This is a genomic window from Arthrobacter sp. NPDC093125 (genome assembly GCF_044754225.1).
GTDB lineage: Bacteria > Actinomycetota > Actinomycetes > Actinomycetales > Micrococcaceae > Arthrobacter.
Genome location: NZ_JBIVOQ010000003.1, coordinates 228146 through 253666 on the forward strand (window position 1 = coordinate 228146; position 25521 = coordinate 253666).

Annotated in this window: 23 protein-coding genes and 1 pseudogene; 10 read left to right on the forward strand and 14 right to left on the reverse strand. The window is 65.2% G+C overall.

Annotated elements, in window-relative coordinates:
• Positions 1-83: 83 nt before the first annotated feature.
• Entirely contained in the window at positions 84-1334 is a 1251-nt protein-coding gene (locus ACIP9X_RS08320; RefSeq protein WP_400479247.1) for an FAD-dependent oxidoreductase, read from the reverse strand.
• Between the two features lie 393 nt (positions 1335-1727).
• Here ACIP9X_RS08320 and ACIP9X_RS08325 point away from each other — a divergent pair, with 393 nt between their 5' ends.
• Entirely contained in the window at positions 1728-2054 is a 327-nt protein-coding gene (locus tag ACIP9X_RS08325; RefSeq protein ID WP_400479248.1) for an ArsR/SmtB family transcription factor, read from the forward strand.
• Positions 2051-2818 carry a cation diffusion facilitator family transporter gene (locus ACIP9X_RS08330; protein ID WP_400479249.1) on the forward strand — a complete coding sequence of 256 codons (768 nt, stop codon included), beginning with the start codon at positions 2051-2053 and terminating at the stop codon, positions 2816-2818. The genes ACIP9X_RS08325 and ACIP9X_RS08330 overlap by 4 nt, the downstream gene beginning before the upstream one ends.
• A gap of 28 nt (positions 2819-2846) precedes the next feature.
• On the opposite strand, the gene ACIP9X_RS08335 is transcribed toward ACIP9X_RS08330, so the two are convergent.
• Both ACIP9X_RS08335 and ACIP9X_RS08340 read right to left on the reverse strand, forming a co-directional pair.
• Positions 2847-4112 (reverse strand): S8 family peptidase, encoded by a 1266-nt coding sequence (locus ACIP9X_RS08335; protein WP_400479250.1) that lies wholly within the window; start codon positions 4110-4112, stop codon positions 2847-2849.
• 242 nt (positions 4113-4354) lie between these two features.
• The gene (locus ACIP9X_RS08340) at positions 4355-6019 is read right to left on the reverse strand and encodes a DUF222 domain-containing protein (protein ID WP_400479251.1); all 1665 of its coding nucleotides are present in this window, start codon (positions 6017-6019) and stop codon (positions 4355-4357) included.
• A 310-nt stretch (positions 6020-6329) separates the two neighbouring features.
• Between ACIP9X_RS08340 and ACIP9X_RS08345 the strand changes: the two genes are divergently transcribed.
• Together ACIP9X_RS08345 and ACIP9X_RS08350 are read left to right on the forward strand one after the other, a co-directional pair.
• Positions 6330-6533 (forward strand): helix-turn-helix transcriptional regulator, encoded by a 204-nt coding sequence (locus ACIP9X_RS08345; RefSeq protein ID WP_400479252.1) that lies wholly within the window; start codon positions 6330-6332, stop codon positions 6531-6533.
• Entirely contained in the window at positions 6526-7779 is a 1254-nt protein-coding gene (locus ACIP9X_RS08350; RefSeq protein WP_400479253.1) for a type II toxin-antitoxin system HipA family toxin, read from the forward strand. The genes ACIP9X_RS08345 and ACIP9X_RS08350 overlap by 8 nt, the downstream gene beginning before the upstream one ends.
• Before the next feature lie 140 nt (positions 7780-7919).
• Here ACIP9X_RS08350 and ACIP9X_RS08355 read toward each other — a convergent pair whose 3' ends face one another.
• The 3 genes from ACIP9X_RS08355 to ACIP9X_RS08365 all read right to left on the reverse strand — a co-directional run bounded on the left by ACIP9X_RS08355 (position 7920) and on the right by ACIP9X_RS08365 (position 10420).
• Positions 7920-8522 (reverse strand): NADPH-dependent FMN reductase, encoded by a 603-nt coding sequence (locus ACIP9X_RS08355; RefSeq protein WP_400479254.1) that lies wholly within the window; start codon positions 8520-8522, stop codon positions 7920-7922.
• A gap of 147 nt (positions 8523-8669) precedes the next feature.
• Complete coding sequence (locus ACIP9X_RS08360; RefSeq protein WP_400479255.1) at positions 8670-9674, reverse strand: NAD(P)-dependent alcohol dehydrogenase; 1005 nt, start codon at positions 9672-9674, stop codon at positions 8670-8672.
• Positions 9671-10420, reverse strand: coding sequence for a DUF2306 domain-containing protein (locus tag ACIP9X_RS08365; protein ID WP_400479256.1), 750 nt, complete (start codon positions 10418-10420; stop codon positions 9671-9673). Before ACIP9X_RS08365 ends, ACIP9X_RS08360 begins: the two co-directional genes overlap by 4 nt.
• A 364-nt stretch (positions 10421-10784) precedes the next feature.
• Between ACIP9X_RS08365 and ACIP9X_RS08370 the strand changes: the two genes are divergently transcribed.
• Positions 10785-12065 carry a glycosyltransferase gene (locus ACIP9X_RS08370; protein WP_400479257.1) on the forward strand — a complete coding sequence of 427 codons (1281 nt, stop codon included), beginning with the start codon at positions 10785-10787 and terminating at the stop codon, positions 12063-12065.
• A gap of 113 nt (positions 12066-12178) precedes the next feature.
• Here ACIP9X_RS08370 and ACIP9X_RS08375 read toward each other — a convergent pair whose 3' ends face one another.
• On the reverse strand, positions 12179-12817 hold the full coding sequence (locus ACIP9X_RS08375) for an isochorismatase family protein (protein ID WP_400479258.1): 639 nt from the start codon (positions 12815-12817) through the stop codon (positions 12179-12181).
• A 138-nt stretch (positions 12818-12955) separates the two neighbouring features.
• Between ACIP9X_RS08375 and ACIP9X_RS08380 the strand changes: the two genes are divergently transcribed.
• On the forward strand, positions 12956-13900 hold the full coding sequence (locus ACIP9X_RS08380; protein ID WP_400479259.1) for a GlxA family transcriptional regulator: 945 nt from the start codon (positions 12956-12958) through the stop codon (positions 13898-13900).
• A gap of 96 nt (positions 13901-13996) precedes the next feature.
• Here the strand turns inward: ACIP9X_RS08380 and ACIP9X_RS08385 are convergent, their stop codons facing one another.
• The 3 genes from ACIP9X_RS08385 to ACIP9X_RS08395 form a co-directional block, all read right to left on the reverse strand.
• Complete coding sequence (locus ACIP9X_RS08385; protein WP_400479260.1) at positions 13997-15079, reverse strand: TerC family protein; 1083 nt, start codon at positions 15077-15079, stop codon at positions 13997-13999.
• A 178-nt stretch (positions 15080-15257) separates the two neighbouring features.
• The gene (locus tag ACIP9X_RS08390; RefSeq protein ID WP_400479261.1) at positions 15258-15629 is read right to left on the reverse strand and encodes a DUF202 domain-containing protein; all 372 of its coding nucleotides are present in this window, start codon (positions 15627-15629) and stop codon (positions 15258-15260) included.
• A 5-nt stretch (positions 15630-15634) separates the two neighbouring features.
• Positions 15635-16033, reverse strand: a complete 399-nt coding sequence (locus ACIP9X_RS08395; protein WP_400479262.1) for a YidH family protein — start codon at positions 16031-16033, stop codon at positions 15635-15637.
• A gap of 198 nt (positions 16034-16231) precedes the next feature.
• On the opposite strand from ACIP9X_RS08395, the gene ACIP9X_RS08400 reads away from it, so the two are divergent.
• Together ACIP9X_RS08400 and ACIP9X_RS08405 are read left to right on the forward strand one after the other, a co-directional pair.
• Positions 16232-17593 carry a hemolysin family protein gene (locus tag ACIP9X_RS08400; protein WP_400479263.1) on the forward strand — a complete coding sequence of 454 codons (1362 nt, stop codon included), beginning with the start codon at positions 16232-16234 and terminating at the stop codon, positions 17591-17593.
• Complete coding sequence (locus ACIP9X_RS08405; protein WP_400479264.1) at positions 17586-18626, forward strand: hemolysin family protein; 1041 nt, start codon at positions 17586-17588, stop codon at positions 18624-18626. The genes ACIP9X_RS08400 and ACIP9X_RS08405 overlap by 8 nt, the downstream gene beginning before the upstream one ends.
• 84 nt (positions 18627-18710) lie before the next feature.
• Here ACIP9X_RS08405 and ACIP9X_RS08410 read toward each other — a convergent pair whose 3' ends face one another.
• Together ACIP9X_RS08410 and ACIP9X_RS08415 are read right to left on the reverse strand one after the other, a co-directional pair.
• Positions 18711-18887 (reverse strand): CsbD family protein, encoded by a 177-nt coding sequence (locus ACIP9X_RS08410; protein WP_400479497.1) that lies wholly within the window; start codon positions 18885-18887, stop codon positions 18711-18713.
• Between the two features lie 114 nt (positions 18888-19001).
• A pseudogene (locus ACIP9X_RS08415) lies at positions 19002-19184 on the reverse strand (CBS domain-containing protein); the annotation flags it as partial.
• 316 nt (positions 19185-19500) lie between these two features.
• Here ACIP9X_RS08415 and ACIP9X_RS08420 point away from each other — a divergent pair.
• Positions 19501-22167, forward strand: a complete 2667-nt coding sequence (locus ACIP9X_RS08420) for a DNRLRE domain-containing protein (protein ID WP_400479265.1) — start codon at positions 19501-19503, stop codon at positions 22165-22167.
• Between the two features lie 42 nt (positions 22168-22209).
• Here the strand turns inward: ACIP9X_RS08420 and ACIP9X_RS08425 are convergent, their stop codons facing one another.
• Positions 22210-23139, reverse strand: a complete 930-nt coding sequence (locus ACIP9X_RS08425; RefSeq protein WP_400479266.1) for a helix-turn-helix transcriptional regulator — start codon at positions 23137-23139, stop codon at positions 22210-22212.
• A gap of 126 nt (positions 23140-23265) precedes the next feature.
• Between ACIP9X_RS08425 and ACIP9X_RS08430 the strand changes: the two genes are divergently transcribed.
• The gene (locus tag ACIP9X_RS08430; RefSeq protein WP_400479267.1) at positions 23266-24111 is read left to right on the forward strand and encodes an SDR family oxidoreductase; all 846 of its coding nucleotides are present in this window, start codon (positions 23266-23268) and stop codon (positions 24109-24111) included.
• A gap of 122 nt (positions 24112-24233) precedes the next feature.
• On the opposite strand, the gene ACIP9X_RS08435 is transcribed toward ACIP9X_RS08430, so the two are convergent.
• Positions 24234-25502: an MFS transporter gene (locus ACIP9X_RS08435; RefSeq protein WP_400479268.1), complete on the reverse strand. Its 1269-nt coding sequence runs from the start codon at positions 25500-25502 to the stop codon at positions 24234-24236.
• Between the last annotated feature and the right edge of the window lie 19 nt (positions 25503-25521).

Sequence of the window (25521 nt, forward strand, 5' to 3'; positions counted from 1 at the left end):
GGTTCGGTCAATCGTTCCGGTCTGCACGAAGAGGGAAGTTTCGAAATCGCGTAGGTTCCTGCCCCTTGGACTACCTCCGTGCACTAACGGGCCCATAACGGCCAGAGGCGTTCAGCTTTGCGTCTGACCTCCGAGTAGGGAACGTCCGCGCTTTTGGCCTGATCGAAGATGCTCAGGCCAAGCCTCGACGTCGCCAGGGCACGGATTGTGTGGAAGCGGTTTTCAAAGAGGCTTCGTTCGCTGATCCATGACACGGCGTCCGCCTCGGGCTTCCAAGTCGCGCTGTAGCGTCGCGCCGCCTCCGCCAGCTGGCCCGGCTGGTTGCCGGCTTCGCCGATGCACCGGTCGAGTGTCATGGCTGATTCCATGGCACCGTTTACCCCCTGGCCAATCGGTGGATACGGGGCGGCCGCATCTCCAATCAGTACCGCCTTTCCGCCGTGGAACTGTGAGCAGTTCAGGCTGCGGCCGATGTGGTAGCACGTACGTTTGGCGAAGGCATCCACCTGTTCGTCGCCGGCGAACTCCAACACCCGCGGGCAGCGTTCCTGGAGGAACTGCCGGGCCTCTTGAGCTGAAGCGAATGTCAGGGGGTCCTTGGTTCCGACGGCGCAGAACCACCTGGACGATTCGGGTCCGGCGTCTCCCTTGATGGCTCCAGCAACGCAGAACGGGCGGGTGGATAATCCGTGCAGGTAGTTCCTGTCCAGCCGGTCACCCACCCTGTCCAGTTCGATCATGGTGCAGTAGTTGGGGAAGGACTTGGCCTCGACGCTGAATCCCGGCACTTGCTCCTGCAGCGCGGTGCGTATCGTGGAACCGGCGCCGTCTGCACCGATGATGAGGTCGAACTTTCTAGTGGTCGCGGGTCCGGACCTCGCCGAAACAGTGAGGGTTCCCGCTTGCGCGTCAGCGACGTCGACGTGGCTTTCAAACTCCATGTCCACCCAGCGGCCGTGCTTTTCTTCAATAGCCGCCATGAGCGCCCGGAGAATGTCCCCCCTTGATCCAGTCCATCCCGGAAGGGTCCATTCTTCGGTTCCCCTCCCTGGGATCTTCAAGCCCTTGAACCGGATCATTCTTTCGTCGAACTCGGAGCACGCATCAATGTAGCGGAGAGCCTTCAACCCGTGGCCGGAGATGTCGATTGTGTAGGAGCGGTCGGGGTTGAAGCGCGGGGCAACACCGGGATGTGTGTCACGTTCGAAGACTGTTGAGTGCAGTCCGCGGCGGGCAAGTGCAATCGCCAAGACCAGTCCCGACGGCCCAGCCCCCAGGATCGCAATGTGCGGCTGTTCAGCTTTCTTTCCCTGCGTGGGGCTCGATGATTCCATTGTCTTACCGTGGCATCCCGATAGTACGCATTGATCAGCCGCCGTGACGGCCGAACGTCCAGAAGGACGAATCGTCGTCCGCTCGGCGTCTCGTCTGCAGCTGGTCACGGCGGATAGCAACACTTTACGCGCGACGGTTTCTCCACGGAACCGCGGTACGGCGAGCCTCACGTTCAGATGGGTGCCGACAGGTGCCAATGGTGGAACTGGAGGCCGATCTGCCTGATAGGGAGGTTCCGCCATGTCACTGGGGAATTCATCGCTAGTGGCTGCCCCGTCGTGCGCTAACAGCATTGGCGAGTGTCCGACGCCTGTGCGCTGCTCACGCCAGAGGCAGGCGTAGGGTTAAGTACAGCCTTGCGTGAATACATAGCAGAGTGTACTTTTGGCCCCATGGAGACGCTCACCCACGCGCCCGTGTTGGCCAGGTTCGGCTTCGCGGTGTCAGATCCGACCCGTGCCCGCGTCCTTCTGGCCCTGGCTGATGCGCCGGCTTACCCTTCCGACCTTGCCGAGACGCTGGGGGTCTCGCGCCAGAGCATGTCGAACCACCTGACGTGCCTGAAGGGATGCGGCCTGGTTGTGGCTGTTCCGGACGGGCGAAGGACAAGGTACGAGTTGGCCGACCCGAAGCTCGGCCACGCGATCCGCGACCTGCTCGGGGTTGTCCTGGCGGTCGATCCGGTCTGCTGCGCTCCGGACGGGACGTGCCTGGCATGAGCGCAGTGCATGTGGCGGCGGCGCCCTCCCGGCGCGCAGTGCTGACACGTCGGATCCGGATTTTCGCTGCGGCGACCATCACCTACAACGTCATCGAAGCTGCGGTTGCCTTGTGGGCCGGAAGTGTCGCTGACTCTTCGGCTCTGATCGGGTTCGGGCTGGACTCGGTGATCGAGGTGGCCTCCGCCGTCGCCCTGTCCTGGCAGTTCTCCGCGAAGGATCCCGAACGGCGGGAACACCTGACGCTGAGGATCATCGCCCTCTCCTTCTTCGCGCTGGCGGCCTTTGTAACCGTCGACGCCGTCCGTTCCCTTGCCGGTGCCGGAGAAGCACAGCATTCAACTCCCGGGATCGTAATCGCTGCCTTGAGCCTGGCGGTGATGCCCGTCCTGTCCTGGCTGCAGCGCCGGGCGGGCCGGGAACTGGGCTCGAAAACAGCGGTGGCCGATTCCAGGCAGACCCTGCTGTGCACCTATCTGTCTGGGGTCCTGCTGGTTGGCCTTGTGCTGAACAGCACCCTGGGGTGGTGGTGGGCCGACGCCGGCGCCGCTCTCGTTATCGCCGGCATCGCCGTGCGCGAAGGCATCAACGCATGGAAGGGCGACGTTTGCTGCACGGTCCCGCACTCGGCTGAATCCGCTGACAGTCCGGCGGCGGGGGACGAGTGCTGCTCCGGCTGTGCTGCAGCACCGGTCCCCACCGGCCTCGTCGAACCCCAGCATCGTGCATCCGGCTCCCGGGGGATCCGGACGGGCCAGGGATAGCTTCAACGAGGACGAAGCCGCCCACAAGCTACTGCGGACTGACGGCCTTGAATGCGTTCACGCGGCCATGTGCCCAGTAGGTGCCCGTTCCAGAGATCTTGTCGGCGGTTGATTCGACCTTGGCGCGGATTGACGTGTGCGTGGCACTGGGATTCGAGCTCCAGGCAAGCGCGGCTACGCCCGCGACCATCGGCGCGGACATCGAGGTGCCGTTGCCGACGTCGTAGTTCAGGGACCGGTTGTTTGGCTTGGCCAGGTAGAAGGGGTGGTTCGGGAAGGTCGAGTAGACGTTGACGCCGGGTGCTGTGACGTCCACCCAGCTGGCTCCGTAGGTTGAGAAGGATGCTTTGGCGTCCTTGTTGTCAGTTGCGGCGACGGCAATGACGTTCGGATATCCCGCCGGGTAGATCTTGGTTTGGTTACCGCCGTTGCCTGCTGCCGCAACGAGCACCACACCCTTGCTCCAGGCGTTATTGACGGCAGTTTCGAGAGTGCGTGACGCCCGCACTCCCACGCTCATGTTGATCACCTTGGCGCCATTACTGACCGCCCAGTTGATACCGTTCGCAAGGCCGGAGCTGGATCCCACTCCGCTGTCGTTAAGGATTTTGCCGGCCAGGACGGTGCAACCTGGGCACACACCGGCCACTCCATCACTGTTGTGCACGGCGGCAACGATGCCGGCCACGTGGGTGCCGTGGCCGTAGTTGTCATCGGCGGATGCAGCACCGCTGAAGTTGGCGCGCGCAACAACCTTCGATGAGAGGTCCTCGTGGTTGAGGTCCACACCCGAATCGAGAACGGCAACCCTAATGCCGCTGCCGGTCGCGACGCCCCACGCTTCGGCAGCGTCCACGTCGGCATCGGCTTTGCCTGCGGCTATTCCTATGTCGCCTTTGGTGTTGGTAAATGCCTGGCCTTCGTTGTGCAGAGCGTACTGGCGATCGAAGTAGTAGTCGTCAGCTGTGGTGGCAGTGACGAGCTCGTCCGGCTCGGCGTACTCAATCGCCGGGTTCCTGCTCAGGGATTGGATGAGCTGACCTTCCTTGCCAGCGGGTACCTTGATCAGGTGAGCGCCAGTGCTCCCGATACCCGTCCCCTCGCTGAGTCCGTGCTGCCGTAGCAGGCCGGCCGCGGCGCCATTGTCGCGGAATTTGACGATGATTTGGCCTTTCACAGAAGATGACGGGCTTTCTGTGGGAGCGGGGGCCGCTGCGGTGCTGGCGGCCGCAAAGTTAATTGCGCCAAAACCCATAATTGCCGCTGTGAATCCGGCGATCATAACTTTTTTCATGCGGTTATCTTGCTACACCCGGCACTGACTCGATAGTGGCTGTCCGCCTGTCAAGATTCGGCTTCATAGGGAGTGCACCTGAGCCTGTGGACAGGCCGTCGTCTGCTCCACAGGTTATCGGAAATCGCAGAACAGAGAACGACGGCGGCCGGCAGCTGCGCGGACGCGCGCACCGCCGGGACTCCCGCGCCGTGAGGCGCCGTGACAGTAACGCCACAGGCGCAGACCGTTCTTTGCTCTGCTTAGGCGGCTGTGAATTGTGCCCAGTCGGGGAAGGGATCCACGGGCAATGGCAAGGGATCCATGGGCATTGGATCTACTGGCAAGGCATCCACGGTCAGTGGATCTGGTGGCGGCGGCGGATCAATGCCCCCGAGGCTATCCGGCCAGCCTGGACTATCCGGTTCCTCAATGCTGCCCGTCCACTCCGGGCTGTCCGGTTCCTCGAGGCTGTCCGGCCAGTCGGGGCTCTCCGGTTCCTCGAGGCGGTCCGGCTCAAGATTTTCTGGCCAGTGGGGTGGTTCCCAGTCCTGTTGTTCGCTGGGGTAGTACCGCCCGGCCGGTGAGAGCCATCCGGGTGGCCTGTCATGGGTCGCGCCGACCGGCCTCCAGCGACTGCTGTGTTTGAGGCGGTGATGCCGGGGGCATGCCTGCCCGAGGTTGCTGATTCCGGTGGTCCCGCCGTCGGACCAGGCCAGGATGTGGTCGGCGTCGTTGTCGAGGGACGGGTTGTTGCAGCAGGGGAACGTGCAGCGCGCGTCGCGGAGCCGGAGCCATTGGCGCATCGGGGTGGTCAGCCGGTAACTGGTGCGGCCGATCTCCAGCGGCGCGCCGTCCCGCGGATCGACCAGCACCCGCAGAAACGATGTCGCCCCGTCCGCGACGAGCTTTCGTGCCATCGATGCCGGGATCGGGCCGTACCCGTCGAGGGTGGCCGGTTCCTCCCCAACACCGATCAGCGAGAACACCGGCACGGTGACCAGCACCTGCGCCTTCGGTGACGGGATTCCCTCGGCCACGCCGCCCAGCAGCCAGCCTTCGGTGACGTCCGCGCGCAGCTGCGTCAACGTCCTCGATTCGCCCGGACCCTGCAGGGCCCGGGCCGCGTCGGTAACCCGGTTCCAGATGGCGGCCGCGGTGTCGGCCGGCAGGTACGCCGAGAACCAGGCCATCCCGTCCCGGTCCGGGACGTACTCCACCCGCCGGTCCGCGGCGCTCCTGCGGTGCCGGGTTTCGATGCTCACCGGATGGTGCCGCTCCCGCCAGGCGCGCACCTTGACGCGGAACCTGCCCGGCACCAGCTCCCCCGCCGGGCAGCCCCGGGCGGCACCGGGCGCGTCCGGATCCATGAAGTGGGCTTCCAGGGCCGCCGCGGCGGCCGGTTCCAGGTTGGCTGTTTCATCGCACAGGATCCGTACGTGCAGCCAGGAAATAGTCCCGGATCCCAGCGCGGCCAGCGCCAGCGGCCGCCCGGTGGTCAGGGTGCGGGCGTCCGACAGCAGCGCCCCGGCGGTGCGTTCACTCACCGTCAGCACGCCGGCGACCTCGGCGGTCACGGCCATCTGCTGGGCGGTGCGCTCCTGCGGGGAACGAGCCTGCGCCGCCAGGGCCTCGGCAGCGGCGGCGTACGCGGCGATGAGCTGAACCTTCAGCGCCGCCAGCCGGGCCTCCAACCCGGCCACCCCGGCCAGGCCATCCAAAAACGCGTCCGCCTGATCCCGCAAAGGATCTTGCCCAGAAGGAGCGTCAGCACCGCTCAGGGGATCAGCGCCCGCCGCGGACGTGCTGCCGTCGGCGGCCCCGCCGTCGGCACTGACGACAAAACCAGCGGGGCGGAAAACAACAGCCAACGCAGCGACGGAGGACTCTATGCCCTCCAACGTCTCCACTATCGCCTTGTCATCCATACCCACAGCATGACGGCAGCCTGTGACATTTAAGCCATCGCCTCAAAGCCACCACACAGCCGAGGTTCAACGCGTGCGCCTCGAGGCAAGCCGCATCCTGCTGCCGGTCAAGCGCTCCAAAATCCGTGAGCCCGAATCCCACTGAGACAATAAGAAGACCGGAAAGATGTTTCTGCTTCCCATACCAACGAACGCAGGAAAGGCACTTCCTCAAACTTTCGGAAATATCTTGCAGATTCGCGGGAAGTCGGGCAGGCTGGGAACCAGTCACGGCTAGATCAGCAATATATTTCCGAAGCAGGGCGAAGTGATGGATGACATCAAGACCATTGGGGTGAGCATCCGACGTGCCCGCAAAGGCGCGGGCATCACCCAGGAGACCCTTGCCGACCTGATCGGCACCTCCACGCGGACGGTCCACGCCATCGAGACCGGGAGGGGCAACCCGTCCCTGCTCACGGTCGCCGCGGCAGCGAACGCCGTCGGACTTCATCTCAGGGTGACCGATGACTGAGGTAACCGGTACTGAGGAACTGGGGCGCCTGAAGTTTGTCCGCAACGCGGACGTCTATAAGGCCGGCGTGCTGGCCGGTCATCTGGACCGGACAGATCGCGGCAGCGTCGTCTTTTCCTACGCGTCCGGCTATCTCACATCGGGAACCAGTCCGGTCGCCACCACCCTGCCCCTCACGCAGGATCCCGTGGAGTCCCCGAACGGAGCGCTCCCGGCCTTCTTCAGCGGCCTCCTGCCTGAAGGCCACCGCCTGACCGTGCTCAAAGATGCCGTCAAGACGAGCCTGGCGGACGAGCTCAGCCTGCTGCTGGCCATCGGAGCGGATGTCCCCGGCGACGTCCAGATCGTTCCCGCGGGGAAGGCGCCCGTGGAGCCGAAGCCGCTGGCCGATACTTCCAGGCCGGAGGACCTGGACTTCGCCGCCCTGGCTGATGCCGTGGATCTGCATGGGCTGCCGGGCGTCCAGAACAAGGCCAGCGCCTCCATGTTGACCACCCCGCTTGCACTCGCCGGCAGGCGGTACCTGCTCCAGCTGGACCCGCCGCTCCACCCCAACCTGGTGGTCAACGAGGCTGCGCACCTGGCAGGGGCCAAGGGCTTGAAGGTCCCCGTGGCCGCGCACCGTGTCGTTACCGACCGGAACGGCATGCCCGGGCTGCTCGTCGAACGCTTCGACCGGATCCAGGATGGCAAGGATGGCAAGGACGGCAAGGAGGTCAAAGATGGCAAGGATGACGACGTGCCGGTCCGGCTGCCGCTGGAAGATGCCGCGCAGGTCCTCAACCTGCCGCCGGCGTCCAAATACGCCGTGAGCTCGGAGGAGGCGGTGACCGGCTTGGCCGGGCCGTGCAGGGCCAGGCCGGTGGCCGTGCGGAACCTGTACCTACAGTTTGTTTTGGCGTGGCTGACGGGCAACGGGGATCTGCACGCGAAGAACGTTGCGGTCCTTGCCGGCAGGCATGGCGCCTGGGCGGTGGCACCGGTCTATGACATCCCCTGCACGCTGCTCTACGGCGATGACACCTTGGCCCTCACCGTCGCTGGCAAGGTTAAAGGGCTCAGGGCAAGGCACTGGCAGGAATTTGCAGCCGCCATCGGGCTTCCCGCGCGGGCAGCCGCCGCCGCCAACACCCTCGCCCTGAGGGCGGCCGCAGCCATCGACCTGACGGCCTTGCCCTTCACCGGCTCACCCTTGAAAGCTGCCCTGCGCGAGCTGCGGTTCCGGCGGGCCGAGATGACCCCCTGACGGCCTTCACCCGCACTACCGTCCGGGATCTCCACGATCTCAGCTGAATCTCACGACGACGGCGGCAATCACCTTTTGTACTCTCTGGCGGGAGTTGCGGGGCGTTTCGCCGGTAGCGGCCAGATGCCCGGCAGCCCGTGCTACTTGCTCGTCTCCGGGTCCTGATCACCGATGTGGCCGGGCGCGTTCGCGGCCAGGACGCGCTCGACGAAGGCGCAGTACTCATCCATGTAGTGCCGCAGGAATGCTTCCGTGGATTCGTCTTTGACTTCGCCGTCGGTACCGAACGCCGCGGCGTCGAACTTCAGGTAGACCTCGGGCGCGTTCAGCTGCGGGGCGTCCAGGAAGCTCAGCACCGCCCGCATCGAGGACTGCATCACCGCCGTGCCGATATTTCCCGGCGAGGCTCCTATGATGCCGGTGGGCTTGCGGGCAAATGAATTCGTGCCCCAGGGCCGGGACCCCCAGTCGATCGCGTTCTTCAGGGCGCCGGGAATGGACCGGTTGTACTCGGGGGAGACGAACAGGATGCCGTCAGAGGCTTCGATCCCTTCCTTCAGGGCTCGGGCTTGAGGTGGGAAGTCCGCGTCGTAGTCGTAGCTGTAGAGTGGCAGGTCCCCTATTGGGATCTCGGTGAACTCAAGCTTTTCCGGTGCGAGCCTGATCAGCGCTTGGGAGAGCGTCCGGTTGATGGACCCTTTAGCGAGGCTGCCAACGAAGTATCCGATCTTGTGAGTGGCCATAGCAGTGTTCCTTCCCGATACACAGCGGGCCGCCCTCGAGCGGCTACCTGAGGCGTGCAGGGACGGCGGTTACCGTCCGGGCCCAGTCCAGCATGGATCAGCCGGTGAAACCAGTACGTGCCCGCTTCACCCGGTCTGGCTGGCTCCTCAGGGATCCGGCGGCGCAGGGGAGGAGGTGGTGGCGGCGACCCGTACAACGACGTTGCCCCTTTTCCGTCCCGATTCCACAAAGCGGTGCGCCTCGACGATGTCCGGCAGGTCGTAGGTCCGGTCGATGACCGCACGGTAGGCCCCGGATTCTGCAAGGGCGACGAGGAAGGCGAGGTCTTCGGCCGTGTACTTGCCGGCGCTGACCACCACCAGCTTTCCGCTTCTTCGGCTTCTGGCGCGGGCCAGGAGGACTGCCTTGAGGTCGGCGATGACGAGCAGCAGTGCCCCGCCTGGCCTGAGAAGCCCTTCTACACGTTCGAAGGACGCGTTGCCGGCGCAGTCCATGATGACGTCGTAGGTTCTGCTGTCCGCGGTGAAATCGTGGGTGGAGTAATCGATGACCGTGTCTGCGCCCAGGGACGCGACCAGTTCCGCCTTGTCCCTGCTGCAGACGCCGGTGACGTCGGCCCCGAAGTGTTTGGCGAGCTGGACTGCTGCTGTGCCGACGGCGCCGGAGGCTCCATTGATGAGGATGCTGTCGCCGGGCTTGATGGTGGCGTGTTTCATGAATCCAAGGGCAGGAAGCCCGCCGAAGACCAGGGTCACGGCCTGCTCAAAGCTCATGTTGCGGGGCTTAGTGGCAATAATTCCGTTTTGCGGGACCGTGACGTACTCGGCGTGGCCGCCGAACCTGGCTCCGAGCATCGCAATCACCTCATCGCCGGGGGTGAAGGTGGTGACGGCTGCGCCGACAGCCTCGATGACGCCGGCGGCGTCCATGCCGAGGATCGGTGTCCGGGGCCGGAAGATGCCCAGGGACAGTGCTGAGGGTATCCGCAGGCCCCGGGGGACATCGAGGGTCCGGGCCCGGTAGTCTGCGGCGCTGAGCGTGCTTGTGTGGACTTTAATGAGCACTTCGCCGGGCGCAGGAGCTGGCTTGGCGACGTCCTGGACCTGAACAACGTTGGCGGGCCCGTACTTCCGGTACACCGCGGCCCTCATCGTGCAGCCCCGGCTCCGGGTGCGGCGATTCTCTGCGCGGCCCGTGCGGCCCGTTCCGGGTACCGGGCGCGCCGATGGATGACATATTCGGCGACGGCGAGGTTGATGACCCAGGCGGAGCCCATGCAGATGGCCCTGGTGGTCACGTCCGGCGGTCCGGTCAGCAGTTCGGGGATGATGAGGATGAGGGCCTGGGTGCCAGCGGCCACCCCGATCGCATAGCCGCGAGTCATCCAGGCGCCGTGTGCGGTGAAGTCCCGGCGCCGTATGGCGAGGATCCCGAGGATGATGCTGGCCAGCATGGCGGTGCCGAAGACCAGTCGGAGGATGAGGAGAATGACTCCGTCGCTGGGCGGCAGCGCGTAAAACAGGGCCATCCACAAACCGGAGAGGGCCGCGAGCAGGCCGGCGGGTATCAGAATCCGCCCGGCGGCCTTGTGCCAGGGCCGCCTGCCCCGGCGAAGGGCGGGAAGGAACTGGAAGGCTCCCAGGAGGGAGTAGACGGTGACGCTGACGATATGGGTCACCACGGGGAGGGGCGAGTCGAAGAACCTGGCGTTTTTGGGGGTGATATCGGCGCCCGCGGACAGTTCGGTCAGGCGTGCACCTCCGGCCAGCAGCGGGATGAGGGTGAGCAGAATCAGGGCTGCCGGCACAAACCAGCGGTTAGGGGGTGCCAGGCTGGCGCCCTGTCCGCTTCTTCGGGTGGGTCCGGGAATCGCTGCTGCATGACTGGTTGGGTCCACTGGTGGTCCTCTTTCCGGGGATGGAAGGGGTTGTCTAGAGGCTTGGTGATTGCCGGCCGTGACCGCTGCAGTCAGTGAGATGGTCGGGCAGTGCGATGATCGGGCATCCGTTTCGGTACGGCTGCTGGAGGTGGTCCAGACGTCCCGGACGGTAGCGCGCCCGTGCTGTCTCGGAGCACCCACCCCGAATCATCCACCTCGCAGCTGATCTTGGCTAGGAGGTCGCTTTTGCACTGCCGTTGTACGGGCCGCCATCAATGCGTTCTCTCGCCGTTCGGAATGCGCCACCTGCTCCGAAACGGACGCCCCCGAACTAGACACCCGCGCTCTATTTCCAAACCCCTGCAGGGCATAAGCTCCACCCATGGCTTCAGTGATCGTGTGCAGCGCTCCCCATGACGGTCACGTTTCACCGATGCTGGGGGTGGCGCGGCGGCTGATTGCCCGCGGGCACCGGGTCCGGTTCCTGACCGGACCAAAGTACGAGGAGGCCGTGCGCTCCGCCGGCGCCGAGTTCCTGCCGCTTGGGCCCGGGGCCGAGGAGCCGCCGAGGTCCACGGATGCCACCGGCCTGCAGGCAATCCGCGACGGCGTCCGGCTGCTGGTCATCGACCCTGCCCGGGGGCAGTACGAGCCGTTGAGGGCAGCCATAGCGGCCGAGCCGACGGACGTCGTGCTGGCGGAGATCAGTTTCATGGCGACGTCCATCCTCGCCCGGCAGCCCCGGGGGAGCCGGCCGCCAGTGATCGCCTGCGGGATCCTGCCCGTGACCCTTTCCAGCCGGGACTGCGCACCCTTTGGGCTCGGACTGATGCCGGGAAAAGGGCCGGTGTCGCGTCTGCGGAACAGGGCCCTGAACTGGTTCGTGAGCAACGTCGCGCTCAAGGACACGCAGCGGCAGGTGGACGCCAGGATGCGCGAGCTCGGCGGCGTGGGCCTCGACGGTTCGTTCTTCCTTGACTGGCCACGTAAGGCCGATCTGTTCGCGCAGTTCACGGTGGAGGAATTTGAGTATCCGCGCTCGGACGCCCCGGACAACCTCCGCTTCTTCGGGCCGATGGCCCGGCACGGGGTCTCGGGAGGCGCCAAGCCCGACTGGTGGGGCGACCTGGACGGCTCGCGCCCGGTGGTCTACGTGACCCAGGGAACCGTCTCGAACGAGGACTTCACCGCCCTGGTGGGCCCCACGCTTGAAGGGCTCAAGGAGGAGGACGTCACCGTGGTGGTCAGCACGGGACGCCGTCCCCTGTCCGAGCTTCCTCCGCTCCCGGCAAACGCCCGCGCCGCCGAGTTCCTCCCGGATGCGGAACTCCTGCCGAAGGTCGCCGTCTATGTCACGAACGGCGGCTACGGGGGCCTGCATTACGCGATGGAGAACGGCGTGCCCATCGTGGTTGCGGGGGACACCGAGGACAAGCCGGAGGGATCGGCCCGGGTGGCGTGGGCCGGCGCGGGCATCAACCTCAAGACCGGCCGACCCAAGCCGGACGCCATCCGCGACGCCGTGCGGAAGGTCCTGAGCGACGGCCGCTACAAGGCTGGGAGCCAGCGGATTGGCTCGGCGATAGCGGCGTCGCCCGGTGTGGACGGGCTCATCGACGAGATGGAAGCGATGCTGCGCGAGGACCCGCTGAAGTCGCGTTAGTGCGGCGAGGTGCGAAGAAAGAGTGCGAAGGAAGTACGACGGCGGCGCGTCGCCTTGGTGAGCGAAGCGTCACGGCCCCGCCGACCAAAGCGAAGCAGCAGCCCCACGATTAGCTACGCCACTGACAGCCGCTCCGTCCCAGCCACGGCGGAGTTGCCGAGGTTGCTCTTCGAGAGTGACTGCCCGGCGCTGAGGGCCTCTGCCCAAGCATCAGTCGTGCTGACAGCGGCCCAGTTGGAGTGCAGCAGTGCGAGCAGCGTTGTGTGCACGGTCTTTGCATCGGCGGAACCTGCATCGTTGGCGAGGTTGATTGCACCGGTGGCGTCCGAGAGAACCTCGGTGGCGAAGCCGAGGAACTCGGCTTCCACTGCCGAAGCGAGGACGCAGTTGTTGGTCATGTACCCGACGAGGGTGACCGTATCGACGTCGTGCTGGCGCAGCCAACCAGCGATGTCGGTGCCGGCGTAAACGGAGCCGTACTGCTTAACGACGCTCTTCCACGCATCGGTTCGGCGGCGTTCGATCTCGGGGTGCAGGTCGAAGCCCCGCGTCCCGGGTGCGAAGACCGGGGCGCCTTCACCTGCGCTGTGCTGGACGGCCGCAACGGGAATGCCTGCAGCGTTCGCGGCGTCCACAGCCCGCGTGATCATGGGCAGGGATTCCTGGTGCGGTGGGTAGTGGACTTCGAGGGGGCCGCTGAAGTACTGCTGCTGCACGTCGATGAGGATGAGGGCGCGGCGAGGCGTGGTCATGATTTTGTTCTCCCAGATAGTGGTATTGCTGACCGCCTAATGGCAGTCCTTCCATCCTTCGCTGTACCTGCAGCCGCCGACAGTGGCACAGGTGCCCATATACGATGGAATCGGGCCAAGGAGGAGCAGGGGAAGCAAATGCGCATAGCGGTGTACGCCTTCGACGGGGTGACCATGTTCCACCTCGCCGTTCCACAGATGGTCTTCGACGAGGTCACGCGTCAGGGACTCGCTGAATGGAACACCGTTCTCTTCTCGGACCAAGCGGGCCACATTCGGACGACCGAAGGCTATCAGCTGGGAGAGGTCCAGGGGCCCGAAGCGGGGGAGGCGGCAGACGTCGTCGTTGTGCCTTCCTGGTTTGACGACGGCCGTCCTCCCAGCGACGTGCTGCGACGGGTGCTGCAGGAGGCGCACCGGCGTGAGGTGACCATCCTGGGGCTCTGTCTTGGCGCCATCCCCGTAGCGGACGCCGGTCTTTTGTCGGGGCGCCGCGCGGTCACGCATTGGCAGGCGTTTGAATCGCTCGCCGTCCGGCACCCTGACGTTTCCCTCGATCAGTCGGTGCTCTACATCGATCACGGTGACATTCTGACTTCGGCCGGCACAGCATCCGCACTGGACGCCTGCCTGCACCTCGTGCGGGGCCGTCTCGGGGCGGACGCGGCAAACCAGGTGGCACGCAGTCTGGTCATCGCCCCGCACCGGGAGGGCGGCCAAGCCCAGTACATAGAGCATCCGGTTCCACCGCGCTCCACTGACGACCCGATCGCGCGGTTGCTCGAGTGGGCACTGGGCCACCTCGGCGAACCGCTCGGCATCGACCGTCTCGCCGCCCGATCGCACATGAGCCGCCGGACGTTCATCCGCGCCTTCAGGGCCACAACGGGGACAACGCCGTCCGTGTGGATACGCGCCCGGCGCCTCGACGCTGCCCGGCGCCTTCTCGAGACCACCGACCTGTCCGTGGATCAAGTCGCAGCTGACTGCGGATTCGGCAACGCCGTGACCCTCCGGCAGAACTTTGCAACGGCCTTCTCCACCACGCCCACGGAGTACAGGCGGAGCTTTCACACCAGCTAGGGCCCTCCCGCGCATCCGTGCAGAGCTTCACACCAATACCAAGTAGAGGTCCTGAAGCACTGCGGGCCGCCCGTGTCACAGCCGCCGGTGCGGCACCTACTTCGACCTGTCTGCAGTGGAAGTTGTCTTCTCGTCCGCCTGGGAATCCTCATCCCGGTCCTGTGGGGCGACGGTGATCACCGGTTCGCCGTGAACCAGTCCGTGGTCGTCCCGGTTCTCGCCATAGCGGGTCTTGAATAGACTCGCGACGGTCGCGGCGACGATGGTGGCACCGATGAAGAGCAGCGAGAACCAGATTGGGATCTCAGGAACCCAGAGGAGAGGTTGGCCGCCGTTGATGAAGGGGAGCTCGTTCACGTGTAGGGCGTGGAATACGAGCTTCACGCCGATGAAGGCGAGGATGACGGCCAGTCCTTGGGCGAGGTAGACCAGGCGCTCGAGCAATCCTCCGACAAGGAAGAACAACTGTCGCAGCCCCATCAGCGCGAACGCGTTGGTGGTGAAGACGATGTAGGCCTCGTTAGTCAGGCCGTAGATAGCGGGAATCGAGTCGACCGCGAAGATGAGGTCGACGAAGCCGATCGCGATGATCGTGAGCAGCATCGGCGTGGCGAAGCGCTTACCGCCCTCCCTTACCGTGAGCCTGTCTTGGTGGTAGACGCCGGTGACAGGAAGGACCCGGCGCACGAGCTTCATGAACCTGCCCTCGGCCGGATTGGAGTCATGACTGCTGAACGCCTGCCGGTACGCCAGGAAGAGCAACAGGGCACCGAAGATGTAGAAGACCCAGGAGAAGTTCTGGATCAGGGCTGCTCCAATGGCGATGAACCCGCCGCGGAGGACGAGGGCGATGATGATCCCGACCATCAGCACCTTCTGCTGGTACATCTTCGGCACCGCGAACCCGGCCATTACGATGAGGAAGACGAACAGGTTGTCGATCGACAGTGCCTTCTCCGTAAGGTAACCGGCGAAGTACTCACCACCGAACGTCCATCCCGACACCACTCCGATCCCCACGCCGAACAGCAGCGCGAGCCCGATGTAGAACGCCGACCAGCGCGCCGATTCGGCAATGGACGGCTCGTGGGGTTTGCGCACATGGGCAAAGAACTCGTAGACGAAGAACAGGATTGTCACAGCAAGTGTGATGATCCAGATCAGGGGCGTGACTTGCATAGGGGTGCTCCCAAGGGGCTAGGCGCTGGACGGACACGCCAAGGTCTCCTCCGTCCGGGTGAAACCGGAACCGATGACCCGGGATGCTTCGTTGCATCCGTATTGACGGGCCAATCACAGACGGGAGTACTCCCCTTGATAAGAAAATCCTAACCCAACCGCGGACCTTCTCTCCAAGTCAGACCAGCACCAGCCACACGCCAAGTGCCCCCAGGACAACGCATGCGCCAGCCGTCCAGAAGACCGCGGCGATGTCCGGCGCCAGTTGTTCAGCCTTGATTCCCGCCGCGCTGCGCCGGTAGCGCCGCCGCTGGGTGAGGTAGATGGCGCTTCCTGTGGCGACGGTGAGGCCGAACAGCGTCAGCACGAACAGCCCCTGCTCGGGGAGCCACCGCAGGCAAATGGCACTGGCGGCGATCAGCGTCAGCACCGTCCGGCCCCAGGCGAGCGCGGTGCGCTCTGGCTGCAGCCCGGGATCGCCGTGCAGTGCAGCCTCGCCAGGTAGGGGAGCGTCACCCGGAAGAGGGGCGGAGCCCGCCTTTTCGTCCACGGTGTTCAGGCCAGAACGACGACGGCGATCACCGCGGCGGCCACGACGGCGCAGCCGGCGGCGAGCAAGGGAGCGATCAGCGGCAAAGGCAGCGGCCGCTGGGTGCGCAGGCTGCCTTCCACCCGCAGCCAGCGCACTGCCGAGCCCGCGCTGAGCAGCATGCCAAGCAGCAGGAGCAGGACTGCCAGCCCGCGGCGGACAGGCTCGGGAAACACGTCCGAGGTGAACGCTTCCACGGCGATGCCGCCGGCGAGGAGTGCCAGCGACGTGCGGATCCACGCCAGGAACGTCCGTTCGTTGGCCAAGGTGAAGCGGGGGTCCGGCTCGGTGCCGCCGGGCAGCAGCTTTTCGGCGAGCCGGCTTCTGCCAGGTGTGGGGCGTGGATCGGGAGAGGTTGACGGCACGGTGTCAGTCTAGCCAGTTCCGGGCGACCGGCTCCTCGCAGGCGGCGGTGGCCGGGCAACTGGAAAAGTTCACCCTCAGCGAATCGAACCGCAGCACCGATAGAATGGAATGCACTATGGATGACCCTCCTTCACACATGCCCTGGCCCCTCGACGAACTGACCGATTCGACGGTCATCACCGGAGAGGGGCGCCCGAATGTATGAGTGGATCATGATCGGCGTCGGCCTGCTCCTAACGGTCGGCACCGGCCTGTTCGTCGCTTCCGAGTTCGCGCTGGTCAACCTGGACCGCAACGACCTCGAAGCACGCCAGGCCCGCGGCGAGAAGCGCCTCGCCCCCACCATCAAAGCCCTCAAAATAACCTCCACCCACCTCTCCGGTGCGCAGCTCGGCATCACGCTGACCACACTGCTGACTGGCTATACCTTTGAGCCCGCCATCAGCAAGCTTCTCAGCGAACCGTTGACCGCCGTCGGACTTCCCCAGGAAGTGGTGCCCGGAATCGGGTCCGTTGCCGGCATCTTCATCGCCACCGTCTTTTCTATGGTCATCGGCGAGCTGGTGCCCAAGAACTTCGCGCTGGCGCTGCCGCTGAAAACGGCCAAGATCGTGGTGCCCTTCCAGGCAGCCTTCACCGCGGTCTTCAAACCGGTAATCCTGCTGTTCAACAACACCGCCAACGCCCTCATCCGGTCCGTCGGCATTGAACCCAAGGAAGAGCTTTCGGGCGCCCGCAGCGCTGAGGAACTCAGCTCTCTGGTGCGCCGCTCCGCCCTGGAGGGCGTGCTGGACCTGGACCACGCGGCCCTTCTCCACCGGACGCTGCGGTTCTCCGAGCACAGTGCCGGGGACGTCATGACGCCGCGCGTGCGCATGACCGCCGTCAATGCCGAGGACACGGCCGAGGAGATCGTCAGTTTGGCCACGGCCACCGGCTACTCCCGCTTTCCGGTGATCGGGCGGGACCGGGACGACGTCCTCGGGGTGCTGCACGTCAAGCAGGCCTTCGCTGTGCCGCTTGAGGATCGCAGCAACGTCACCGCGGCCGACCTCATGATCAAACCGCTCCAGGTCCCCGAATCCATGGGGGTGGACACTCTGCTGGGGCTCCTGCGCAAACAGGGCCTGCAGGTTGCCATCGTCTCGGACGAGCACGGCGGAACCGCCGGCATCGTCACCCTCGAGGACCTGGTGGAAGAGATCGTGGGCGAGCTGGAGGACGAGCACGACCGCGCCCGCACCGGCGTCGTCCGCACTGGACGCTCCATCACCTTCGACGCGTCGCTGCGCCCCGACGAGCTGCTGGACCGCACCGGCATCACGGTTCCCGACGGCGAGGAGTATGACACCGTGGCTGGCTTTGTCACTGACCAGCTGGACCGCATCCCTGAACTGGGGGATGAAGTAGAGGTCGACGGCGGCATCCTGCGCGTTGAGCGGGTGGCAGGCACCCACGTCGAACGCCTGCGCTTCACGCCCGACGCCTCGCAGGAGCCGCCCAAGAGCGAACACGACCGCATCATCGACAGCCTGACCCAGGAGCTGACCCATGAGTGAGTATCTGCCCGGCATCGTCTGGCTCGCCGTCCTCCTGGTCGTCAACGCCTTCTTCGTCGGCGCGGAGTTCGCCGTCATCTCAGCCCGCCGTTCCCAGATCGAGCCCAAGGCCGAGGCGGGGAGCAAAGCTGCGAAGACCACGCTGTGGGCCATGGAGCACGCCACGCTCATGCTCGCCACGAGTCAGCTGGGCATCACCGTCTGCTCGCTGGTGATCCTGAACGTCTCCGAACCGGCTATCCACCACCTGCTGGAAATCCCGCTCGGCCTGACCTCACTGTCCGGCGAGGCGATCGGCATCATCGCCTTTGTCACCGCGCTGCTGCTGGTCACCTTCCTGCACGTGGTTCTGGGTGAAATGGTTCCGAAGAACATCTCCTTCTCGGTTCCCACCCGTGCAGCGCTCATCCTGGCGCCGCCGCTGGTGATGGTGGCACGGATCTTCAAGCCGGTCATCTGGACGCTGAACGGGATCGCGAACTCGGTTCTGCGCCTGTTTCGGGTGGAGCCCAAGGATGAAGCCACCAGCGCTTACACGCTGGATGAAGTGGCCACCATTGTTGAGCAGTCCACGAGGGAAGGTGTCCTGACGGACACCAGCGGCGCCCTCACCGCCGCCTTCGAGTTCACGGCCAAGACCGTAGCGGACGCCGAGGTGCCGATCAAGGAGATGGTGCTGCTGCCCGCGGATTCCACTCCGGCGGACATTCAGCAGGCCGTCGCCCGGCACGGCTACTCCCGCTACATCCTCACCAATGACGACGGCGAGCCCACCGGCTACCTGCACCTCAAAGACGTCATGGACCTCACCACGCCCGAGAAGTTCACCAAGCCGGTGCCGGCCAAGCGGATCCGGCGGCTGGCGTCCGTCTTCAGCGGCGGTGAGCTCGAGGACGCCCTGGCCACCATGCGCCGGACCGGCGCCCACGTGGCCCGCGTTTTCGACGCCCACGGCAACACCACCGGCGTGCTGTTCCTCGAGGACATCATCGAAGAACTCGTCGGCGAGGTCCAGGACGCCACCAGCACCTAGACCCGCGCCTCGGTGCTAACGCCGGCTGGAAAGACACGACAAAGGGTGCGGCCCCCAATGGGCCACACCCTTTGCTTTCGTGCCTCAGTCTTTTTTGAAGGCGTCCTTGACGTTCTCGCCGGCCTGCTTCAGATCCGACTTGGCCTGGTCTGTCTGGCCCTCTGCCTTCAGGCTCTCATCGCCGCTGGCGTTCCCTGCAGCCTCCTTGCCCTTGCCTCCCAGCTTCTCAGCGGCGTTGCCGATCTTGTCATCCAAACCCATGGTTTTGCTCCCTACGGTTGGTGATCCCGCGGCAGTAGCGCCAGCGGCTAACGATTGCATCCTAGGCACGCCACGAAGCTGCCGCCAACCCCCAAAGCCGGCTTCAAGACCGCTTTCGTCGTAGATTTCGCCGACCAGTTCCTCGAGGAGGTCTTCCAGCGTGACAAAGCCGTTCGTGCCACCATATTCATCAACGACCAGCGCTACGTGCAAGCCCAGCCGGCGCATGCGGGACAGCGAGGGCAGCACTTTGTTTGTCCCCGGCAGCGGAAGAATCTTGCGGACAATGTCCTGCACCGCGAACGGAGTGCCAGCGACGTGCGAATCCACGCCAGGTGGGGTTGACGGCACGGGGACAGACTAGCCATGCGGTCGAGTAGTCCGGGCTGGGATACGGGTAGTGCACGCGGAAAAGACGGGTATCGGGAAGCCCCTCACCACTCTGGTTGGACTCTTATCCCGGGCATACACTGGCCAAGTCTCTTTTGGCCTAAACAACATCGGAACATCTCACGGTTCGGCGCTGGGGACGCCCGCGACTGGCAGAACGTAGGACGCCATGTCTGTGCGCAGTCTCCCCGAATCGTCATACTCCGCCCCGGTCCGAAAAATCATGAAGAAGACATCGGCTCGAGAACCAGGGATAACACGGGTCAAACTAGGGACACGGTTCGGAGTTTCACTGATTCTTCTCACCGCCATTCTCGGAGTCCCGGCGCCGGCGTCCTCCGCGGCCGGGACCACCACGCGGGTCAGCGTCGCCAGCGACGGCACGCAGGCCAACTCAGAAAGCGGTCCCGCCGAGATCAGCGCCGACGGCCGCTACGTCGCCTTCGAGTCGACTGCGAGCAATCTGGTACCCGGCGACACCAACAACAGTTCGGACGTCTTCGTGCACGACCGGAACACCGGCAGCATGGAACGGGTCAGCGTCGCCGGCGACGGCACCCAGGCCAACGGAACCATTGGCAGCTCCTGGCCCGCGATCAGTGCCGACGGCCGCTACGTGGCCTTCCAGTCATTTGCGCCCAACCTGGTGCCCGGCGACACCAACGGCCAGGATGACGTGTTCGTGCATGACCGGGTGACGGGCAGTACCGAACGGGTCAGTGTCGCCAGCGACGGCACCCAAGGCGACGACAAAAGCTTTTTCCCCGCGATCAGCGGCGACGGCAGGTACGTCGCCTTCCAGTCATTAGCGCCCAATCTGGTGCCCGGCGACACCAACAACGACACCGACGTGTTCGTGCATGACCGCGTGACGGGGAGCACCGAGCCGGTCGGCGTCGCCAGCGACGGCACCCTGGCCAACCGCGAAAGCGTCGGCGCAGCGATCAGTCCCGACGGCCGGTACGTCAGCTTCACATCGCCAGCGGACAACCTGGTGCCGGGTGACACCAACGACGCGGACGACGTGTTCGTGCACGACCGCGTGACGGGCAGCACCGGACGGGTCAGTGTCGCCAACGACGGCACTCAGGCGAACGATCCTAGCGGGACCGCCGCGATCAGTGCCGATGGCCGCTACGTCGCCTTCACATCGTTTGCGGACAACCTTGTGCCCGGCGACACCAGCTTTACGTGGGATGCGTTCCTGCATGACCGAGTGACGGGCAGCACGGTACTGATTAGCGCCGCCAACGACACTAGCGGGCCCACCGCGATCAGCGCCGACGGCCGGTACGTCGCGTTCCAGTCGCTCACTTGGGACGTCTTGGTGCATGACCGAGTGACGGGCAGCACCGAACCGATCAGTGTCGCCACCGACGGCACACAGGCCAACGACTCCAGCGGGCCGGCCGCGATCAGCGGCGACGGCCGCTACGTCGCCTTCCCTTCGACTGCGAGCAACCTGGTGCCGGGCGACACCAACGGCAACAGTGACGTGTTCGTGCGCGACCGGCAGGGCGCCCCCGCGGGCGGCGGCGGCACGTCGGAGACCGTCACGCTTACGGCCACCGCTGACAGCTATGTCTCAAGCGGGGCCACGGGGACGAACTTCGGCACCAGTGCCATGCTGGGTGTCGACAACAGCCCGGTGGAGGCCACGTACTTGAAGTTCAACCTCTCGGCCTATGTGGGCAGGACCCTGGAAAGTGCAACGCTGCAGCTGCGCAGCGCCGGGAGCGGGTCCACGGGCAGGCAGAACGTCAAGCTGGTCGCCAATAACACGTGGACGGAGAGCGGAGCGGGTGCGATCACATACGCCAACCGCCCGGCGCTCGGCACCAGCATCGGCACGCTCGGCCCGACAACGACCAACACCAACTACAGCATTCCGCTGACGGTCAGCGGCCTGACCGGCGAGCTGGGCCAACAGCTCTCACTGGGCCTGGACTCCAGCAGCAGCGACGGCCTGGACCTCAACTCCAAGGAAACAGGCAGCACGACCGCACCCAAACTGGTGCTCAGGCTGGGCCCCAGCGGCGGTACCCCCAGTGATACGACGGCTCCGGTGGTGTCGGGTATGTCTCCCGCTTCTGGCGCGGCTGGTGTGGCGGTGACGGCGAATGTGACGGGGTCGTTCTCGGAGGCGCTGGATGCCTCAACGGTCACGGCGATTACATTCACGTTGACGACTGGGACCACGCCGGTGTCGGCATCTGTGACGTACAACAGCACAGACAAGGTTGCGACGTTGAACCCGGGTGCGGACCTGGCGGCGGGTACGACGTACACGGCGAGGATCAGGAGCGGCTCCACCGGGGTGAAGGATCTCGCCGGTAACCCGTTGGCGACGGACAAGACGTGGACCTTCACCACCGCTGCCGCAGGCGGCGGCGTAACGTCCGAGACGGTCACGCTTACGGCCACCGCTGACAGCTATGTGTCGAGCGGGGCGGCGGGGACGAACTTCGGCACCAGTGCGATGCTGGGTGTGGACAACAGCCCGGTGGAGGCCACGTACTTGAAGTTCAACCTCTCGGCCTATGCGGGCAGGACCCTGGAAAGTGCAACGCTGCAGCTGCGCAGCGCCGGGAGCGGGTCCACGGGCAGGCAGAACGTCAAGCTGGTCGCCAATGACACGTGGACGGAGAGCGGAGCGGGTGCGATCACATACGCCAACCGCCCGGCGCTCGGCACCAGCATCGGCACGCTCGGCCCGACAACGACCAACACCAACTACAGCATTCCGCTGACGGTCAGCGGCCTGGCCGGCGAGCTCGGCCAACAGCTCTCACTGGGCCTGGACTCCAGCAGCAGCGACGGTCTGGATCTCAACTCCAAGGAAGCCGGCAGCACGGCCGCACCCAAGCTGGTTCTCACGCTGAAGAAGTAGCGCTCGCCGTGAGCGGGCAGTGGCTCAGGGAACAGCCCCTGGTCAGCTTCGTTCGGTGTTTTCGGCCACTGCAGTTGCTGGACGGGGCTCGGGTGTTTGGTGCTGGGCTGCTTGGTTGCTGGTTGCGGCCCAGTGAGCGAGTAGTTGGAGGCTGTCGTGGGAGGTGGAGCCGGGCTCGGCGGTGTAGGCGATAATGGACAGTCCTTTGTTGGTGGCCACTTCCAGTCCTTCGAAGGTCAGGTCCAGGTCCCCGACGACCGGGTGGTGAACTTGTTTGGAACCGGAGTGGTGAAGCCGGACGTCGTGGGCTGCCCAAAGAGTGCGGAAATCGTCGCTGCGGGTGGCCAGCTCACCGACGAGGTCGCTCAAGCCCCGGTCGTAGGGTGCCCGGCCGGCGGCGCTGCGCAGGAGCGCAACCGTTTGTCGGGCGGCGTCGTCCCAGGTCCGGTAGAAAACCCTGGACCGGGGGTCGAGGAAGAGGAAGCGCCCGAAGTTCACCGGTCTTTGGGGCTGGATGTACATCTCTGAGTAGAACGCCCTCCCGAGCTGGTTCGAGGCGACGAGGTCCAGCCGTTCGTTTTGCACGATGGTGGGCAGGGCGGTCATCGCGTCGATCATCCTTTGCACGCCCGGGCGTACGTCCTGTGCCCGGGGAGCATTGCGACGACGCTGCGGCTGGGCGCCTTCGTTGGCGGCGCGTACCAGGTCGTAGAGGTGGGCACGCTCGGCGTCGTCAAGCTTCAAGGCCTGGCTGATGCCTTCCAGAACCGATTCCGAGACGCCTTTGGCGTTCCCCCGCTCGAGCCGGATGTAGTACTCGGTGCTCATCCCGGCCAGCAGGGCAACCTCTTCGCGGCGAAGTCCATTGACGCGGCGTCGGCGGTATCCGAAGACGGGCAGGCCAGCTTGCTCCGGGGTGATCCTGGCCCGCCGGGTCATCAGGAATTCACGGATCTCGGTGGCGCTGTCCATCCTTTGACGCTACGCCCAAAAACCGGCGTTAGGGGGTCACTGCCATTAACCGTGTAAACGGGGACTCCCTTGCCTGTTGCCAGCCGGATTGACTGAGGACAGTCACCGACACGAAAAGGAAACATCATGACTGCTCAGGAAGTTTGGTTTATCACTGGTGCCGCCCGCGGAATGGGCATCGACATCGCCCGTGCCGCCCTCAACGCCGGCCATGCTGTGGTCGGCACTGCCCGCGACGCGCACCGCGTCTCCAAGGCCCTGGGTGAGCACGAGAACCTGCTCGCCGTGTCCCTGGATATCACTGACGAAACTGCTGCCCGGACTGCCGTCGAAGCGGCGGTGGAACGGTTTGGCCGGATCGACAGGCTGGTGAACAACGCTGGGAACTTCTACGCCGGGTTCTTCGAAGTCATCAGCCCGGACCAGTTCCGCCAGCAGATGGAAACGAACTTCTTCGGACCCGTGAATGTCACCCGGGCCGTGCTGCCGGTTATGCGCGCCCAGCGCAGCGGCCACGTCATCACCTTCAGCTCCACCGCCGGGCTCACCGGCCAGGAGTTCGTCGCCGCGTACTGCGCTTCAAAGTTCGCAACCGAAGGCTGGATGGAATCCCTCCGATACGACCTGGAGCCGTACGGGATCAATACCACCATCGTGAACCCCGGTTTCTTCCGCACAGAACTGCTCGTCGAAGGTGCCTCGACAATCTGGCCCGAGCTTTCGATTGATGACTACAACCAGCGCACCCACGGCACCATCGAGGCTTGGAGGGGGATGAACGGCAAGCAGGGAGGGGACCCGGCCAAACTCGCAGCCGCCGTCATCACTATCGCCGCCCAGGACCAGCCGCCGCTGCGTTTCCTCGCCGGGGCGGACGCCGTCCAAACTGCAGAGGACAAGGCACACCTGCTCCTCGAGCAGGCCAACGTTTACCGCGAACTATCCTCATCCCTCGCGCACGACGACCAGTGAACGACCTCCGGTCCGGTGACCCTGCGCCCGCGTTCGGCAATTGGGACAGGGTCACCGCCTCCGAAGAAGTCGAAAATCGGATTTGATCACTTTATGGCGGTCTTTTGTGATGGCTTACTGTCCTACGCGTGGTCGTTGCCGCGCATGCGGACGGCTACAACGACGCCAGATACTGCGGTGATCGCGGCGACGGCGGCGATGGCGGTGGGAATGCCGTAGAGGTCGGCGAGGACGCCGGAGAGGAGCGCACCGACGGCGAATCCGCCGTCGCGCCAGAGCCTGTATACGCCCACGGATCGCGCCCGCCAAGCAGGGTGGGCCACGTCGCCAATAGCGGCCAGCAGGGTTGGGTAGACCATGGCCGTACCGAGGCCCAGGACGATGGCTGCTCCGAGCCATGCCCCGAAGCTATGGGCTGAGGCGGTGACTGCCAGGGCGGCGGCCTGGACCAGCATGCCGGTTGTGATGAACCATTTGCGGCCCCATCGGTCGGACGCGGCGCCGGTGGCCAGTTGGGCGGCGCCCCAGGCGGCGGGGTAGGCGGCGGCGAGGATGCCGATCTGATCTAGGTTCAGCCCGGCGTTGGCGAACAGGACGGGGAAAAGGCCCCAGGCCAGGCCGTCGTTGAGGTTGTTGACGAGGCCGGCTTGGCTTGCTGCGGAAAGGGAGCGGTCTTTGAAGCTGGTGAGGGTGAACACCTGGCCGGTGGTGAGTCCTGCGTGGGCGCTGCTGCGGGCCTCTGCATGCTGGGTGGCCTCGGTATTGGCGTGGTGTTGGGTTTCCTTGACGGCGAGGACTGTCAGTCCCAGGCCTAGGGCGATGTAGGCGGCTCCGAGCAGGAAAGGGGCAGGGCGGAGGCCGTAGGTGGTTGCCAGGTAGCCGGTGGCCAGCGCGGTGACGGCGACACCAAGGTACCCTGCGGCTTCGTTGAAGCCCATGGCCAGGCCGCGCTGTCTTGGTCCGACGAGGTCCATTTTCATGATGACCGCTGTGGACCAGGTAAGGCCCTGGCTGATGCCCAACAGTACGTTGGCCGCCACGATCCAGGCCCAGGAAGGGCCGAAGATGAGCATGAGCGGGACCGGTACAGCGGCCAGCCAGCCGGCGATGAGGACCGGTCTGCGGCCGTACCTGTCGGAAAGCGTGCCGGCGAAGTAGTTCATCGCGGCCTTGGACAGGCCGAAAGCGAGGATGTAAGTCAGCGCGCCGGTGTACAGGTCGAGGTGGAATTCCTGGGAGGCGAGCAGGGGCAGGACGGTGCGTTCCTGGCCAAGGGTGCCGCCGACCAAGGCGTTGACGGCAACGAGCAGCATGAACTGCGCCAGGTTCTGCCGCAGGCCCAGCCCGGGAACGGCTGAACCGGATGCGTTGGGAAGTGTTTTGCCCGGCATTGGATATTCCGTCCTGGTG